General features: G+C 40.7%; 14 protein-coding genes. 10 read left to right on the top strand and 4 right to left on the bottom strand.

Going from position 1 to position 15766, the window contains the following annotated elements:
- Positions 1 to 5: 5 nt before the first annotated feature.
- Together recJ and recO are read right to left on the bottom strand one after the other, a co-directional pair.
- Positions 6 to 2147, bottom strand: coding sequence for a single-stranded-DNA-specific exonuclease RecJ (recJ, locus tag B4N75_RS08520; RefSeq protein ID WP_296707141.1), 2142 nt, complete (start codon positions 2145 to 2147; stop codon positions 6 to 8).
- Between the two features lie 29 nt (positions 2148 to 2176).
- Positions 2177 to 2962, bottom strand: coding sequence for a DNA repair protein RecO (gene recO, locus B4N75_RS08525; protein ID WP_296707143.1), 786 nt, complete (start codon positions 2960 to 2962; stop codon positions 2177 to 2179).
- Positions 2963 to 3061: 99 nt separating this feature from the next.
- Here recO and B4N75_RS08530 point away from each other — a divergent pair, with 99 nt between their 5' ends.
- From B4N75_RS08530 to truA, 8 genes are all read left to right on the top strand, one after another.
- Entirely contained in the window at positions 3062 to 3259 is a 198-nt protein-coding gene (locus B4N75_RS08530; RefSeq protein ID WP_296022744.1) for a DNA-directed RNA polymerase subunit omega, read from the top strand.
- A gap of 301 nt (positions 3260 to 3560) precedes the next feature.
- The gene (gene dxs / locus B4N75_RS08535; RefSeq protein WP_296668952.1) at positions 3561 to 5498 is read left to right on the top strand and encodes a 1-deoxy-D-xylulose-5-phosphate synthase; all 1938 of its coding nucleotides are present in this window, start codon (positions 3561 to 3563) and stop codon (positions 5496 to 5498) included.
- Entirely contained in the window at positions 5495 to 6313 is an 819-nt protein-coding gene (gene folP, locus B4N75_RS08540; protein ID WP_296022746.1) for a dihydropteroate synthase, read from the top strand. The genes dxs and folP overlap by 4 nt, the downstream gene beginning before the upstream one ends.
- Position 6314: 1 nt before the next feature.
- Complete coding sequence (gene cdaA / locus B4N75_RS08545; RefSeq protein WP_296022747.1) at positions 6315 to 7130, top strand: diadenylate cyclase CdaA; 816 nt, start codon at positions 6315 to 6317, stop codon at positions 7128 to 7130.
- Complete coding sequence (locus tag B4N75_RS08550) at positions 7108 to 8157, top strand: CdaR family protein (protein ID WP_296669010.1); 1050 nt, start codon at positions 7108 to 7110, stop codon at positions 8155 to 8157. The genes cdaA and B4N75_RS08550 overlap by 23 nt, the downstream gene beginning before the upstream one ends.
- Positions 8157 to 8546, top strand: a complete 390-nt coding sequence (gene acpS / locus B4N75_RS08555) for a holo-ACP synthase (RefSeq protein WP_296707145.1) — start codon at positions 8157 to 8159, stop codon at positions 8544 to 8546. Before B4N75_RS08550 ends, acpS begins: the two co-directional genes overlap by 1 nt.
- Before the next feature lie 33 nt (positions 8547 to 8579).
- Entirely contained in the window at positions 8580 to 9485 is a 906-nt protein-coding gene (locus B4N75_RS08560; protein ID WP_296668948.1) for a DUF2225 domain-containing protein, read from the top strand.
- A gap of 41 nt (positions 9486 to 9526) precedes the next feature.
- Positions 9527 to 10300, top strand: a complete 774-nt coding sequence (gene truA / locus B4N75_RS08565; protein WP_296022750.1) for a tRNA pseudouridine(38-40) synthase TruA — start codon at positions 9527 to 9529, stop codon at positions 10298 to 10300.
- A gap of 107 nt (positions 10301 to 10407) precedes the next feature.
- Here truA and priA read toward each other — a convergent pair whose 3' ends face one another.
- Together priA and B4N75_RS08575 are read right to left on the bottom strand one after the other, a co-directional pair.
- Positions 10408 to 12450, bottom strand: a complete 2043-nt coding sequence (gene priA / locus B4N75_RS08570) for a replication restart helicase PriA (protein WP_296707147.1) — start codon at positions 12448 to 12450, stop codon at positions 10408 to 10410.
- A gap of 3 nt (positions 12451 to 12453) precedes the next feature.
- Complete coding sequence (locus B4N75_RS08575; RefSeq protein WP_296022752.1) at positions 12454 to 13248, bottom strand: uracil-DNA glycosylase; 795 nt, start codon at positions 13246 to 13248, stop codon at positions 12454 to 12456.
- A 175-nt stretch (positions 13249 to 13423) separates the two neighbouring features.
- Here B4N75_RS08575 and B4N75_RS08580 point away from each other — a divergent pair, with 175 nt between their 5' ends.
- The gene (locus B4N75_RS08580; RefSeq protein ID WP_296707148.1) at positions 13424 to 14662 is read left to right on the top strand and encodes a glycosyltransferase; all 1239 of its coding nucleotides are present in this window, start codon (positions 13424 to 13426) and stop codon (positions 14660 to 14662) included.
- Positions 14655 to 15766 (top strand): hypothetical protein (locus tag B4N75_RS08585; protein WP_296668945.1); only part of this gene is annotated, 1112 nt, incomplete at its 3' end. The genes B4N75_RS08580 and B4N75_RS08585, both read left to right, overlap by 8 nt.

Below are 15766 nucleotides of genomic sequence, written 5' to 3' on the forward strand. Positions count from 1 at the left end.
GGATTTTACTTATCTGTCAGCTGCGCTTCGGACAAGATAATCTGCGGAGTTACATTTCCGTTAAAGACGTTGCGCTGAACTTGATACAAAATATTTATCGAATCTCCCTTGTCAAAGTCTCTGTGGAGCCGTCCTCCTTCGCCAAAGAATATTGCCGGCCACTTTGTTTCTCCAGCGTCAAGAAGCAATTTTAGGTGAACTGGATCTGGTTTTCCCATGAGAATTCCGTCTTGAATTTTCATTCCCTGGCTCAAAAATGTGAGTTCTGGATTTTCTTCGCCGTAAGGCTCAAAACGGTCGATTATATTTAGAATTTCCGGTTTTAGATATTGAGGAGGAAGTTCGGCATCGATTTCGATGTTTTCACTTTCTTCTTCGTTGTTCAGTTCAATTTCTTTGCAGAGAAGTTCAAGGCGTTTTTTGAATTCTTCCATTTTTGATTCTTCAAAACTGAATCCTGCCGCAAGGTTGTGTCCGCCGTGATTTATAAAAATATCGGACATTTTGTCAAGGAAAGGCGGAAGTAAAAATCCACGGCAGCTGCGCATTGAGCCGATTGCAATTCCATCGACAACTGTGACTGCCATTGACGGAATTTTATATGTTGATGTAAGCCTTCCTGCAAGAATTCCTGAAACTCCGCGGTTTATTTCTTTGTCGATTATTACGCAGAGTTTTCCGTTGTAGTGTTTTATGCTTTCTTCTGCTGTTTTTGAGGCGATTTCCCAGGCTTTTTGACCGAGTTCTTTTCGTTTGCCGTTCATTTCGAGTATTTCGTCAGCAAGCCTGTCTCTCTTGTACGGATCCTCTTCAAGAAAAAGTTCCATTCCAAGCTCCGGCTGCCCAAGGCGGCCTGTGGCATTTAAAACAGGAACTACATTCCAGCTTAGTTTTGTGCTTGTTACCGTAGTGCCCAAAAGCTTTAGTTTTGAGAGAAGCTCGATTAAGCCTGGGCGCGCGTTTCCTGAGTTTATTGATTTTAATCCCTGTCTTACAATTATGCGGTTTTCATCTTTGAGAGGCATTATGTCTGCAAGCGCGGCTAGCGCGGCGAGCTGAAGGTCTTTTTCTTCCTGAATGCTGTCTTTTGGAAATTGTTTTGCAGTTACTGTATTGACGTAAGTTACAAAAATGTTGAAAAAGGTTTCAATTTGGGTTCCGTCAGTTTCGTTGTATTTTGCGAGAATTGACGCTTTTTTTAAATCTAAAAGGCTTTTTTCTGAAAACTGAGGAAATATTTTTGAAATTTCATTTCTGAGATCGAGAACGTTGAATTCGATTGCAGAGCCGAACGTTTCATTCAAAATTTTCATGGTTTCGTTTTTGTTCCATACAAAAATTTGCTGTCCTGTCAAAAAAGAGAGAAATTTTGTCTTTGAAAAAGGCACGCTCAATGGAGCTATTTTTTGAACTAAAATTTCCTGTTTTACGAGGTTCCGGACTTTCATGCATTCGATTACATTTGTTTCGTTTTCTTTTCGCGCTGCAAGCAGGCAAATTTCCTGTTTGTAAAGCTCAGATTTTGCAAATCGGAGGGCCGCGGCGGTTTTGCAGGCGATTGCTGCTCCAGAAATATCGTGGAAAGGATATTGTGAATCTTCGCATTTTTGGTCAATGATTATTGCCGGGCTTGGAAGCTGTTCTGGAGGGTTGTGGTGGTCAAGAACTATTGTGTCAATTCCGAGTTCTGCCGCATATGCGATTTCTGCGTTGTTTGAAATTCCGCAGTCAACCGTAATGATGAGTGTTCCGTTTTTTTTGTAAAATTCGTCTACGGCTTCGATAGAAAGTCCGTAACCGTCATTTCCGCCCGGAAGCTTCCATTCAGCTTCGATTCCCATAGACTTGAGCTGTTCGTATAAAATTGTAGTGCTTGAAATTCCGTCTACATCGCGGTCTCCAAAAATCAGTACGATTTCTCCTTCCTCCTGAGCCTGAAGAATTCTGTCAACAGCGTCTTCCATTGCAGAAAATTCAAACGGATTGTGCAAAAATCTTTTGTCATCTTCCAAAAAATAAAGTATGTCGCTGCTTTTTGTAATTCCACGGCGAATCAGAATTGAAGCGGTGATTGCGTCAATTCCGTATTTTTGTGTCATTTCTTTTACTGATTCTTTTAGAACCGGTTTTTTTATCCATTTTTTCATTTTTTATATCCTGTTTTTATTTTTTTTACTTAAAGAATAGCAATTCCTGATTCAAGCGAAATGAATTTTGTTCCGCATACATTTTGAATTAAAAAATAGCAAAAGTCTTTTAATTCAATCATTGTTTTTTCATCAATTATTATTTTGCGGACGTCTTTTGGTTTTAGAACCGAAACTGCCTGAAGATATGTTAGCGAAGTTTTGGAAAGAAAAAAACTGTTTCGATTTTCTGTCTGTGCGTTTGAAAGGCAGTCGTTGCACACAAATCCGTTTTCGCGTTCGCTGTACATTCCGTAGTAAGTTTGCGCGTTTTGGTCAATTTTGCCGGCTAAAAAAGATTTTCCGCATTGGCAGCAGAATTGCGTGTCCGGCCTCATTCCCAAAATTCCTATGTAACGCCACAAAAAACGGATAAGACCGAGCCGGCTGTTGTTTTCTGTGCTCTGTTCCATTCCGTCCAAAAGTCCGTTAAGAAGGCAGAATGTCTGTTCCGGGCTTCCTGCGCAGCGCGACTTTATTATGATTTCCGAAGCAAAGCTTGCCGCATAGGTTTTAAAAAGATTTTCTCTAAACGAAGGATGGTAGGATTTTACGTCAAAATCGGTTATTTTGCAGGAATTTTTTGTTTCGTCTTTGTAAAGATACGCAGTTCCGCAGTTAAACGGGCTTACAAGCGAACGAAATTTGCTTTTTGGTCCGCCATAAAGAGTTGCGTAAACAATTCCGTCTTGAGGAGTAAGAAGCGTTACAGAACGGTTGTTTTCTCCAGACTGTTTGAGAGCAAGAATTGTTGCAAAAGTAGATGAACTGCGCATAAATTTATTATAATTTGAAAAACTGATTTAATAAATACTAGACAGCATTTTTAGATTATAATATAATCGAGTATTCATATTAACTTGGGGGATAGTGTAATGATTTTTCCTTTGGAACAGCTTGTAAAATTTTCAGGAAACGTTTATGAGATTACTGTCGCAGCAAGTCGCCGGGCTTATCAGCTGGCAATGATGAAAGATGCCGAAATTGACCGTAATGACGGCAAGGTTGTGTCTCTTGCAGCAAAGCAGATTTTTAACAACACTATTCAATACAAAAGAATTGAACAAAAGTAATTTACATCGGATTTAATCTCTTGACGAAAGACTTTAAATTGATGATAATTAGTATACTAATTTGATTAAGGAGTGCCCATAATGCCTTGTGGTAAAAAAAGAAAGCGCCAGAAGATGGCTACACATAAGCGCAAGAAGATGCTTAGACGCAATCGGCATAAGAGCAAGTAACATCTTTTTTGGTGTTTTGATATATGCCCGTAGAATAGACCGCGGTAGTTTTTTACTTCGCGGTCTTTTTTTTCTTCAAAATTGTAAAAATCAGTTTTTTGTCTTACAATAAAAATAATAGAAGATTGTTATGTTGCTTTCCAAAATAAATTCGCCTGATGATTTAAAAAAAATCCCGGAAGACCAGCTTCCGAAACTTTCAGAAGAAATTAGAAAAAAAATTATTGAAGTAGTCGGAAAAAACGGCGGACATCTTGCTTCAAACCTTGGTGTTGTCGAGCTTACGATTGCGCTTCACAGGGTTTTTAATTCACCGGAAGATGCAATAATTTTTGATGTAAGCCATCAGTGCTATGCGCACAAAATGCTCACTGGCCGTTTTTCGGATTTTTCAACTATAAGGCAAAAAAATGGACTTTCTGGTTTTACCAGAAGAACTGAAAGCAAGCATGATTTTTTTGACAACGGTCACGCTTCGACTTCGATTTCTCAGGGGCTTGGGCTTTTGACCGCCTGGGATTTACAGAAAAAAAACGGAAAGGTTGTCGCTGTAATCGGAGATGGCTCTTTGACCGGCGGACTTGCGCTTGAGGCTATGAACCATGCAGGCCAGCTTGGAAAAAATCTTATAGTTGTTTTGAACGACAACAAAATGTCAATCAGCGAGAATACTGGAGCTGTCTCAAAATATCTTTCTAAGCTTACAATGTCTGGTTTTTATCAGAATATTCGCCACAAAATTGATCTCGCGCTTTCAAAAATTCCAAATTCAAACAGGCATATCGGAAAATTTGTCTACAGATTTAAGCGTTCGCTAAAGGCTCTTTTTTTAAGCAATAATTTTTTTACAGATTTAGGTTTTGAATACGTCGGACCTTTGGACGGACATAATATCGGTGAGCTTGAAAATGTTTTTAAGGACGTAAAAAAACTTCAAGGACCGGTCGTGGTTCACGTAGTTACAAAAAAAGGAAAAGGGTATTCTCCTGCTGAGAATGATCCGGCGGCTTTTCATGGAATTGGACCGTTTTTAATTTCTGACGGAAAAGTTGAGCATTTTGATACGATGAGCTTTACCGAATGTTTTAGCCAGACTTTGCTTGAGCTTGCGGAAAAAGATAAAAAAATTACTGCAATTACGGCGGCGATGGCAAAAGGAACTGGTCTTGATGCTTTTGCAAGGCATTTTCCTGAAAGATTTTTTGATGTTGGAATCGCTGAAGAGCATGCGGTAACTTTTGCTTCTGGACTTGCGGCTGGCGGACTAAAACCTGTGGTTGCAATCTATTCAACATTTATGCAGCGGGCAGTTGATCAGATTATTCATGATGTTGCATTGCCGGAATTTCCGGTAGTTTTTTGTTTGGACAGGGCAGGACTTGTTCCGAGCGATGGCGAAACTCACCAGGGCATGTTTGACATTGCGCTTTTGAGGACTGTTCCAAATTTAAAAATTCTTTCTCCTGCGACCGCTGTTGATTTTAAGCTCAGTCTTGAATGGGCGCTTTCTCAAAACGGACCTGTCGTGCTTCGTTATCCAAAATCAACTTGTCCTACAGAACTGAAATGTTTTTCTCAAAAAATCGAAGAAGGAAAGGGTATTTACGTAAAATGTGAAGAATTTGCGCCTGCTTTGAGCCTGAAATTTGATGAAAATGAATTGGAAGCTGTTTCAGTTCAAAAAAATAAAAAGTCAAAATCCGTTCTTTTTGTTTCTACAGGAAGCATGCTTTCGGAAGTGATTCAGGCGAGCCGCAATCTTATGATTGAAAACATTGAGGCTGATATTTATTCACTGAGATTTTTAAATAAGGTTGATATAAATCATCTTTTTGAATATGCAAAAAATCGAGATGCGGTTATATTTGTTGAAGACGGAATATGCCGCGGCGGTGTGAGTGAAGAGCTTGAATATGAATTGTTAAAACGTGGATTTAATAAAACTGCGGTCAATGCTTTGCCGGAAAAATTTTTAAATCAAGGAACCCGCGGTGAAATTTGCGAAGATGTAAAAATGGATCCCCGGAGCCTTGCGGAATGTGCTTATAAGGTGGCTTATAGAAAATGATTTCATTAAAACTTGCAGATAAGACTATTACGACAGAAAAAAACGCCTTCGTAATGGGAATCGTAAATGCGACTCCAGATTCATTTTGGGAAGGAAGCCGCGGCGGAGCTAAGATGGCTCTTGAACAGATTGAACAAGGCGCGGATATTATTGACCTTGGCGCAGAGTCTACAAGGCCTGGCTCTTATTATGTAAGCGAAGATGAGCAGATAAAAAGGCTTGTTCCGGTTTTAAGAGAAATTCGCCGTCATTCGGATATTCCTGTTTCTATAGATACGAGAAAATACTCTGTTTTGAAAGCCTGCCTTGACGAAGGTGCTGACATTTTGAACGATGTTTCCGCCCTTGAAGACGACGAAAAACTTTCAGGACTGTGCGCGGAATCAAAAATTCCTGTAATTTTAATGCACAAGCGCTCTACTCCGGACGTTATGCAGAGCAATACCGAATATCAGGATATTTTTAATGAAGTTGACCTTTATTTGCGTCAGAGAGTTGAATACGCTTTAAAGCATGGCATATCTTCTGATAAGATTATTGTTGATCCAGGAATCGGCTTTGGAAAGAATATGACTGACAACTGCACTTTGATCAGGAGATGCGGACAGCTGTGCGATTCAAAATATCCGGTTTTAATGGCGCTTTCCCGAAAAACTGTAATCGGTCAGCTTTGCAACCGTGAAATTCAGGACAGAATGATTGGAACTGTTGCTGCGGATTTGATTGCTGTTATGAACGGAGCAACTCTTGTCCGCGTGCACGATGTAAAAGAAGCAGTTGATTCTCTAAATGTTTTAAAAGGAATTGGAGTATAGATTGAACGGATTTGAAAATCTTCTTCATGTTTATGATTTTATACGGCCGTTTTTAGATATTGGTGTAATGGCCTTTATTTTGTACAAGGCATACGAGATAATTGTCAAAACAAATGCCCTTCAGATAATAAAAGCCGCAATTGTCGTTGCAATGGCCTATGCTGTGGCGCTTTTGCTTCATCTTTCAATGCTGCTGTGGGTTCTTCAGAAACTTGCTCCTGGACTTGTTGTCTGTTTTGCGATTGTATTCCAGCCGGAACTTAGAAAGGTTTTCTTAAAACTTGGACAGAGCCAGTGGTTCACTTTTGGAAACCGTTCAAGGCATACTTATGTCGATACCGTAATCATAGCTGCCGAAATGCTTTCAAAAATGAAGAGAGGCATGCTCGTAGTTTTTACACGCCATACAAAAATTGATGACATTATTGAAACTGGAACACGTCTTGACGCAGACCTTTCAAGCGCTCTTCTTGTGACGATTTTTGGTCATGACACGCCTTTGCATGACGCCGCCTGCGTCGTTCAGAACGGAAAAATAATCGCCGCAGGTTGTTTTTTGCCTTTGAGCGAGCAATATGATATTAAAAAAACATTTGGAACAAGACACCGTGCCGCCCTTGGAATGAGCGAAATAAGCGATGCTGTTGTTCTTGTCGTTTCAGAAGAATCTGGAGCGGTTTCCCTTGCTTACGACAGTCAGCTTCACTACGATTTGAACCCGAACCAGATTACAAAACAGCTCGAAAAACTGTTGGAAATGACGCCTGCGCAAAAAACGATAGAGGACACTATTGATGAAAATAAAGGACTTTATTGAAAAAATTACGGAAAACTGGCCGGTAAAGGCGAGTTGTGTTCTGCTTGCAATATGTATTTATGTTTTTTATACGCTTTCGCTTCAAGATTCTAGGTCTTTTACAGTTCCATTAAAAATAAAAAACGGTTCAGGAATTGTGCCTGTAAGTCCGTATCCTGCAAATGTAAAAATAAAATTAAAGGGAAAGACAGAAGATATTGCTTCTCTTCAAAAAAACAGTTTTTCTGCCTACCTTGATCTGAACTATCTGCCAAAAGACGGAGTCTACAAGCTGCCGGTTCTTGTTGAGCTTCCTCAGCAGGCTCTTTTGCTGGATACTCTTGAAGTTACTGTTTCGCCTCAGGAAGTCAATTTAAAGGTTGAGGAAAAAATTTTAGCCTTTGTGCCGATTTCGCCTCTTATAAACGGAAGTCCTGCGCATGGCTATGAGATAAAAAATATTACTGTAAAACCGGACACAGTTGAACTTACAGGACCGCGCTCGATGGTTCAAAACTGCACGAGGCTTCAGACAAAGGCTGTTTCTGTAAAAAATGCGGATAAAAGTTTTGCTTCTCCTGTTTTGCCAGAAAATCCTGGCTCGTATTTAAAATTTAAAAATAATGATGAAAAACTTACAGTTACGGTCGAAATTGCGCCTGTTGTTTCGGAAAAAAGTTTTTCTGTTCAGACGATAGATGTAAAATATTTGCCGAAGGAATTTGTAGTTTCATCTCAAAAAAATTCAGGAATATTAAATTTAGGCGGAAAACTGGTTGATTTAGAGAAATTTAGCGTTCCTAATGGTTCTCTTTTTGTAAATGCGTCGGAGATTTCTGAACCAGGAGTTTATGAGCTCGATGTAAAATCGTCAGTTCCTGCAAAATTTACAGTTCAGGATTTTTCTCCTAAAAAAATAAAAATTACCGTCGAAAAAATTAAGGTTGTAGATGAGCTTGAAGAAAAAGTTGGAGATGTGATTGCTTCTCCGGCGAATGAAATTCTTCCAGAAAAAATTGAATTGACAGGCGGACAGTCAGGCGAATAATGGTTTATGGAATCGGAACGGACATTTGCGAAGTAAAAAGGTTTGAAAAATGGCTAAAAAAAACAGAACTATTCTTGCGTTTTTTTAACGAGAAAGAGCAGTTTTCCTGTGATTTTAGTCAAAATGAAGGAGCGGCCTGCCGTCACTATGCGGCTCGGTTTGCCGCGAAAGAAGCGTTTTCCAAGGCTCTGGGTACAGGATTTACCGGCCTGAGGTTGAATGATTTTTACGTCGCCAAGGATAAAGCCGGAAAGCCGTTTTTTGAATTTGGAGAAAAAACTAAAAAAAATCTGGAAGCCAAAATAGGAAAAGACCTCAATATTCAGCTTTCTATAAGCCATGAAAAAGAATATGCAGTTGCTTTTGTTATAATCGAAAAATTGGGTTAAAATATTTTTATAAAGTAAAAATCTGGAGAATCTATGTTGTACCGCAGTTCAAAAAAAGTTGAAAATCCTGGAAAAAAGCCAAAGATTTCCTATTGGTCAAAAAACAGATGCCATTGCCCGGTCTGCCAGAATAATTTTGAGCGTGAGGAAATGCTTTCCGGTTCTGGCCGAATGATTGCCGGCGAACTGACTGACGAACTGCACCGCGTTTTTGAGCCTTCTGCAAAATACGGCCAGATTTATCCGGTGATTTATTCAATCGGAGCCTGCCCGAAATGCCATACTGCGCTTTTCTGGAGCGATTTTGAAGAAATTCAGGACAATAATTCTCTAAATGAGCTTTTGGCGGACAGCAAAAAACGCAAGGAAATTGTAAACAACATGTTTCCTTATTATGAATTGACGAGAGAACGAAACCTTCTTGACGGAGCGGCAATGTATTATCTTGCGCTTTTGTCTTACGAAAAAGTAGATCTTTCGTATGCGCCGACTATGAAAAGGGCGATAATTTCGCTTCGCCTGGCATGGATTTGCCGCGATTTACAGAAACTTGTCCCTGAACATAATTATGACTATGCGGCCGAAGTTTTTTACAGAAAAGCCCAGTTTTTTTACGAGCAGACTTTGATTAACGAGACTCAGAGAATCGAAACGATTGCAAAAATTACGAATTTTGGACCTGATGTAGACAAAAATTATGGTTATGACGGCGTAATCTATCTTAATTCGCTTTTGGAATACAAATACGGACAAAAAGAAGACATGCAGATGCGGTATAAAAAACTCGATGCAAACAAGCGTTCTATTGCCCGAATTTTTGGACTTGGAAAATCTTCAAAATCAAAACCTGGACCGCTTTTGGAAAAATCCCGCGACCTTTACGACAAGCTGACGGCAACTTTGAACGAAGCCAATATTATTTCGGTTGACGATGAATAGAGTTTTTTGAAAATTCAATTTGCGAGAAAAAGGCGGTTATTTTGCGTAATATACTCTTGACAATTTCTTATGACGGAACCGATTTTTGCGGCTGGCAGCGGCAAGATTTTGCAGATAAGGGAAAAGCAGTCAGAACTGTCCAGCAGACTGTGGAAGATGCGCTGGAAAAACTCCATAAACGGAAAATTTCATTGCAGGGATCTGGAAGAACGGACAGCGGTGTCCATGCGTTTGCGCAGGCAGCGAATTTTTATTCTCCAGTGGATTCGATTCCTGTAGAAAAATATCCTGTGGCTTTAAACTGTTTTTTGCCGGACGACGTGCGGATTATGGATGCAAGTGTGGTTGATGAAGATTTTTCTGCCAGAAGAAATGCAACGAGCCGTGTTTACAGATATTTTATAAATACAGGAAAACCGTTTGCAAGCCAGATGAGATATGTTTGGCCGATTTATTACAGACCGGATATTGAAAAATTGAATAAGATGGCCGAATGTCTGCATGGCGAAATTGACTGTTCGACATTTGCCGCGGCCGGAGACCAAAGCGTTTCGATGTTCCGTTATATTGATGATGCGCATTTTTTTTACGAAGGCGAAAATCTTGTTTTTCAAATTGAAGCAAACGCCTTTTTGTGGAAAATGGTCCGATCGATTACAGGAAGCCTGATTTATTTTGAGCGGATGGGAAAAGACGCTGAATTTTTTAAGGAAGTCTTGGAAAGCAAAGAACGCAAAAATGCAGGTCCGACAGCGCCTGCAAAGGGGCTTTTTTTGCATGAAATAAAATTTGATGGAATCAGGCGTCATATTTGAGTTTTTTATGCGCCAGGAACATGGAGGGCGGCGAAGCCGGTGCAAAGCACCGAGGGCACCGAAGCCCGTAATACTCCGGCCCGCAAAAGCGGGCGGCGCCCAAATATTTAAAGAAGATTTACAGGATCAACGTCGGTTTCGATGTAGACGTCTGTGGGGCGCGAATAGTTGTAAAAAAGGTTTGAGGCTGCTTTTTGAAGAATTGTTATATCCTGGCCTTTTAAAATGAGTTGCCAGCGGAAACTTCCTGCGATTTTTGAAAGCGGACACTCGGCTGGACCGAGAATTTCTGTGGACGCGACCTTGTTTTTTTGTTCCTGTGTAAAGTCAGGCGAGATTTTCTGGCTGTAGATGGCGTAAAGTTCGTTTCTGAGAATTGATGACGCTCCTTCTGCGGCCTCGACTGCCTGTTTTTCTGTCGGCGCTCTGAAAACCAGACGGACAAGGCGGCAAAAAGGCGGAAAATTGAGCATCCGGCGGTTATTTATTTCCATTTCGTAAAATTTCTGAGTCTGATTATTTACCGAAAAGAGGATTGGCTCTCGTTCTGGCGAATATGTCTGTACAAGGACTTTGCCGTCTGGAAAGAATCTTCCTGCCCGGCCGGCAACCTGCGTTATGAGAGAAAATGTGCGTTCTGCTGAGCGAAAATCCGGCAGATGAAGCGCTGTGTCCGCAAGAATTACTCCGACCAGTTTTAAGTTTGGAAAGTTGAGTCCTTTTGCGACCATCTGGGTTCCAAGCATAATGTCGTATTCGTTGTTTTTAAAGGCGTTGATTTTTTCCTGCAGCTCGCCTTTTTTTGTAAGGTTGTCCGTGTCCATTCGCACGATTCTTGCATTCGGAAATTTTGCCTTTACTTCGGATTCTATAAATTCTGTTCCAAAGCCCGAATAGCCTGCATCAAGAGAGCCGCATTGCGGACACTGCTGCGGCGGCGTTGTGCTCCAGCCGCAGTAATGGCAGCGAAGGCGGTTTTCTGCCTTGTGGTAGGTAAGGCTTACAGAACAGTTTTTACATTTTAACTCAAATCCGCAGGAGCGGCAGCGGTAAAAATGGGTAAAGCCGCGGCGGTTTAAAAACAGAATTGTCTGTTTTTTTTCCGCAAGGGTTTTATTTATTTCGTGCTCGAGCTCGCGGGAAATGCAGAGTGTGTCGGCGGGCTCGTTTTTTAGGTCGATTGCTTTGGTTTGAGGCATTTTTCCGCCGGCCAGACGTTTTGAGAGAGTGTGCCTGGCGATTGTCTTTGTGTTCATAAGATACCAGGCTTCAACGCTCGGCGTCGCCGAACCCATTACAAGAGGAATTTTCTGTTTTTTGCAGCGGTACATTGCAACTTGTCTTGCATGGTAGCGCGGGGTTGAGCCTGATTTGTAAGAGCCGTCGTGCTCTTCGTCGATTATTATAAGGCCGAGGTCTGGAACTGGCGCAAAGACCGCGCTTCGCGCGCCGATTACGACCCGCGCTTCTCTGTTTAAGATTCTGTGGTATTCGCTTAATTTTTGGCTTGGGGTTAGGCCTGAATGAAGAACAGCCGCCGTCTGGCCGAATCTTTTTACGACTGCCTCGATAACCTGCTGTGTAAGGCCTATTTCCGGCACAAGGTAGATTACGCCTTTTTTTTGATCAAGGATTTTTTGCGCGCATTGAAGAAAAACTTCCGTCTTGCCTGTGCCTGTCGGCCCGTAAAGATAGTGAAGGTTTGTATTTGCCTCTGGCGAAAGAATTTCTTTTACGGCTTTTTCCTGTTCTTCGCTCAAGACAGCCGCTTTTTCCGAAGAAATTTCATCTACGAACGAAAATCCTCCGGCATCGGTTTCTCGTTTTGCAGAAGGAAGCATGGCGCTTACAGCTTCGCCGATTGCGCAGATGTAATATTTTGAAACCCAGAATGCAAGTTCGATCAGTTCCGGAGTTAAAAGCGGTTTTTCGTCAATAACTTTTGTGATTGGACGGATTTTTGATTCTTCGACTGGAAAATCTGGCGGAAGGTTTTCAAATTCGTCTACGACGCATCCTTTTGTTTTTCGTGCTCCGAATTTTATTTCAACCCTGCATCCGATTCTAGAAATTTCGGAAGGTTCTATGTTGAGGTAAGTGAATGTCTGGTTTAAGGGAACGTTTAGCGCAACCTGAAGATATTTTGCCATTTTTTATTGTTTTATATATGGAATATATTGGCTTTCGTAGCCTGGGTTTAATTCAAGCAGTTTTGTCTTAAAGAATTTCAAGTCTTCCCATGCAAGTCTTTTTAGTGAATTGTCTCTTAAAAGAGCGCTTGGATGGTAAGTTACGCAGACGGGAATATTTTGATATTCAAAAAACTGTCCGCGAAGTTTTGTAACTCCAAATTCGGTCTTTAAAAGGTTTTTTGCGGCAACTGTTCCTACGCAGAGAATTGCCTTTGGTTTTAAAAGCGCAATCTGCGCCTGCAAAAAAGAAGAGCACGCATCTGCTTCTTCAGGATAAGGATTTCTGTTTTGAGGCGGACGGCACTTTACGATATTAGCAATGTAAACGTTTGAAATTCGGCTCAAATTGATTGCGGCGAGCATTTTGTCCAAGAGTTGTCCTGCTGGCCCTACAAATGGAAGCCCCTGCATATCTTCTTCAAAGCCCGGTCCTTCGCCGATTACAAGAACAAATGGAGAAGAAACCCCTGTTCCTGGAACTGTGTTGTGGCGGGTTTTTGCAAGCGGACAGCGTGAGCACTGCGCGATTTTTTCGATTACGTTTTGCATCGGCTGCGGCAAAATCTGATTTAAGCTTTTTGTATTTTCCTGTGGCTGAATTTTTTGTTGTGGCTGCTGTTTTTCCTGAGTGTGAATTTTTTCATCATCCTTAAAAAACGGAGCATTTTCGTCAAAACTTTTAGATTTGTAGCCCAAAATAGAATCTGATGCGGTTTTTAAAAGCGAATAAATCTGCTGTTTTTGTTCTGAAGTCATATAAAATAAGTTTATAGAATTCTCTGGAAAAATTCATCCGAAAAACATAAAATCTGCGGTTTTAAAGCATATGAAAAAAATTATAAAGAAAGGCTTGGCTAATTCCTGGCATATAAAACTGTCCGTCAGTCTTCATCTTGAAGTTGCCGTTTTAATTGAGTAGAATACAAGTTCTATGAAAATAGCAATGTTTACAGACGCCTATTTTCCGAGAATCAATGGTGTTTCTGTTTCTGTCAAATCTTTTGCCACTGAGCTTTCAAGAATCGGGCACGAAGTCTGCGTTGTCTGCCTTGAATATTCTCAGGAACAGCAGAGAAGCTCTTTTTTTAACGAAAAAGAAAGCGATGCGACTGCGCCTTTTAAAATCCTCCGTATTCCTTCAACCTCAGTTGTTTTTTCGAAGGAAGACCGCATTGTGCGTCTGAATACCTGGCACTACCTAAAAAAATCTCTTGATAAATTCGAACCGGACGTAGTTCACCTGAATTCTGAGTGGACTATCGGCTATTTGGGTTCTATTTATGCGCGTCACCGAAAACTTCCATGCGTTTTTACCTTTCATACGATGTGGGAAGATTATCTTTCAAATTACGTCAATTTTTTGCCTGATATAAGTCTTCGCAAAATCGGCGCAGGAATCGTAAAGTATTATCTTAAGCGCGCTGACGAGATAATTGCTCCAACTCAAAGAATTGCTTCTGTCGTTTCAAGATACGGAATAGACAAAACGCCGGATATTCTTCCGACAGGAATTCCCGAAGAAAAATTAAAATATTCGATAAAACGGGGAATGGCGGTTCGTTCCAGACTTTACTCAAAATGTCCAGGAATAAAAGGCAAAAAAATACTTCTTTTTGTTGGCCGCATTGTAAAAGAAAAAAACTGCGCATTTCTGCTCGATGTTCTGCGTGAAATTCAAAAAAAGAATAAAAAGACTGCTGTTTTGTTTGTTGGAAACGGTCCTTATCTTGAAGAGCTCAAGGAACTGGCAGAAAATCAAAAATTGGCAGATTCAGTTTTTTTTACAGGTTACATTCCCGGCGAGGACTTGATATATTTTTACAGAATGGCAAGCGTCTTTACCTTTCCGAGCAAAACAGAAACTCAGGGACTTGTTACTGTAGAAGCTATGTTGAGCGGTCTTCCTGTTGTTGCAATCGGAGAATTGGGAACTGTTGACGTAATGCAGGGCGATAACGGCGGATTTATGGTAAAAAACGATGTGAATGAATTCGCCCAAAAAGTCCAGCTCCTTCTCGAAGACCAGAATCTCAGAAAAGAAAAATCGCTCGAAGCTAAGTCTTGGGGCGCTAAATGGAAAATTTCTTCCTTGACACCAAAGCTTGTCGAATGTTACGAAAAGGCTGTTGCCGTAAAAATTTCAGAAAAAAATGGATTAAAAAATGAATAAAAGCGTTATGAAAAAAATATTTTCAACTGTTCTCTTTTGCGGAATTTCATTTTTTGCCTTTGCCCGAGGAGAGCAGGAGCTTGTGGAAGCCGGACACTGGATTTACGACTCAATCGAAAACCTGTGCATGGAAAGCGGAATTGTAAATTTTGCTGATTCTGAGCCGGCTTCAATTTCTGAGCTAAAGCTTTATTTGCAGGAAATCGATTTTTTTAAGCTGAGCGAAGCCGGCCATGCAGAACTCAAAAAAATTCAGAACTATTTTGAATATGAGCAGATTGGCTTAAAATCCGACATCATAAACTTTGGAATAGAGCCTTCTTTTAATCTTTCTGTTTTTTATAAGACGAATGACGATATTGACTGGGTTTATGACAGATATGAGCGTAAGCCGTTCATTTTTGTTCCTTTAAATTTTACGGTTTCGGATTTTGTTGCAATGAAGATGGATATTCTTCTTGGAATGAATAAAAACAATGCCGTAAAAAATGACGTATATTCAAATGTTCCTCTTTCTGCGGATTCAATCGACATCAACTTTCCAGACAATGCATATTTTTCGATCGGGCACAGATTGACACAAAAGACAGGAGTTTCTTTTCAGATTGGAAAAGGCGCCAGAAACATCGGAAAAACGCTTACTGGTTCAATGATTTGGTCTGAATATCTTACCGGAGCTTCTTATGCCCAGCTTTCGGTTTATTCTCCAGACATAAAATACACAGGAATTGTAAGCCAGTTTAACGTTGACCGCTATATGTACGCGCATCAGTTTGATATAAGGCTTTTTAAGAAACTGACAATTACGGCGCTTGAGGGCGTTTTTGTAAATGCTCCTGTTGAACTGCGCTACTTAAATCCTTTTACGATTTTTCATGGAATGGCTCCGTGGCGTGAATATCCCGACGAGGACGATGATTCTTATGACAGGGAAAGCCATACCGGCGCATATCTTGGCATAAAGTTTCAGTTTGCTCCTGTTTCAAATTTAAAATTCTACGGTCTTTTTGCCATGACACAGTTTCAGACTTCTTACGAAACTTCAAACTATCCAGACGACACGACGCCGAACGCAATGGGCGGCCAGCTTGGAGGAAGGTATAC

The sequence above is a fragment of the Treponema sp. UBA7570 genome (assembly GCA_002477955.1).
GTDB lineage: Bacteria > Spirochaetota > Spirochaetia > Treponematales > Treponemataceae > Treponema_D.

What these genes read in the sequence shown, in the direction of transcription:
- recJ (WP_296707141.1), bottom strand. Translation starts at nt 2,147, where the DNA reads ATGAAAAAATGGATAAAAAAACCGGTTCTAAAAGAATCAGTAAAAGAA.
- recO (WP_296707143.1), bottom strand. Translation starts at nt 2,962, where the DNA reads ATGCGCAGTTCATCTACTTTTGCAACAATTCTTGCTCTCAAACAGTCT.
- B4N75_RS08530 (WP_296022744.1), top strand. Translation starts at nt 3,062, where the DNA reads ATGATTTTTCCTTTGGAACAGCTTGTAAAATTTTCAGGAAACGTTTAT.
- dxs (WP_296668952.1), top strand. Translation starts at nt 3,561, where the DNA reads ATGTTGCTTTCCAAAATAAATTCGCCTGATGATTTAAAAAAAATCCCG.
- folP (WP_296022746.1), top strand. Translation starts at nt 5,495, where the DNA reads ATGATTTCATTAAAACTTGCAGATAAGACTATTACGACAGAAAAAAAC.
- B4N75_RS08550 (WP_296669010.1), top strand. Translation starts at nt 7,108, where the DNA reads ATGAAAATAAAGGACTTTATTGAAAAAATTACGGAAAACTGGCCGGTA.
- acpS (WP_296707145.1), top strand. Translation starts at nt 8,157, where the DNA reads ATGGTTTATGGAATCGGAACGGACATTTGCGAAGTAAAAAGGTTTGAA.
- B4N75_RS08560 (WP_296668948.1), top strand. Translation starts at nt 8,580, where the DNA reads ATGTTGTACCGCAGTTCAAAAAAAGTTGAAAATCCTGGAAAAAAGCCA.
- priA (WP_296707147.1), bottom strand. Translation starts at nt 12,450, where the DNA reads ATGGCAAAATATCTTCAGGTTGCGCTAAACGTTCCCTTAAACCAGACA.
- B4N75_RS08575 (WP_296022752.1), bottom strand. Translation starts at nt 13,248, where the DNA reads ATGACTTCAGAACAAAAACAGCAGATTTATTCGCTTTTAAAAACCGCA.
- B4N75_RS08580 (WP_296707148.1), top strand. Translation starts at nt 13,424, where the DNA reads ATGAAAATAGCAATGTTTACAGACGCCTATTTTCCGAGAATCAATGGT.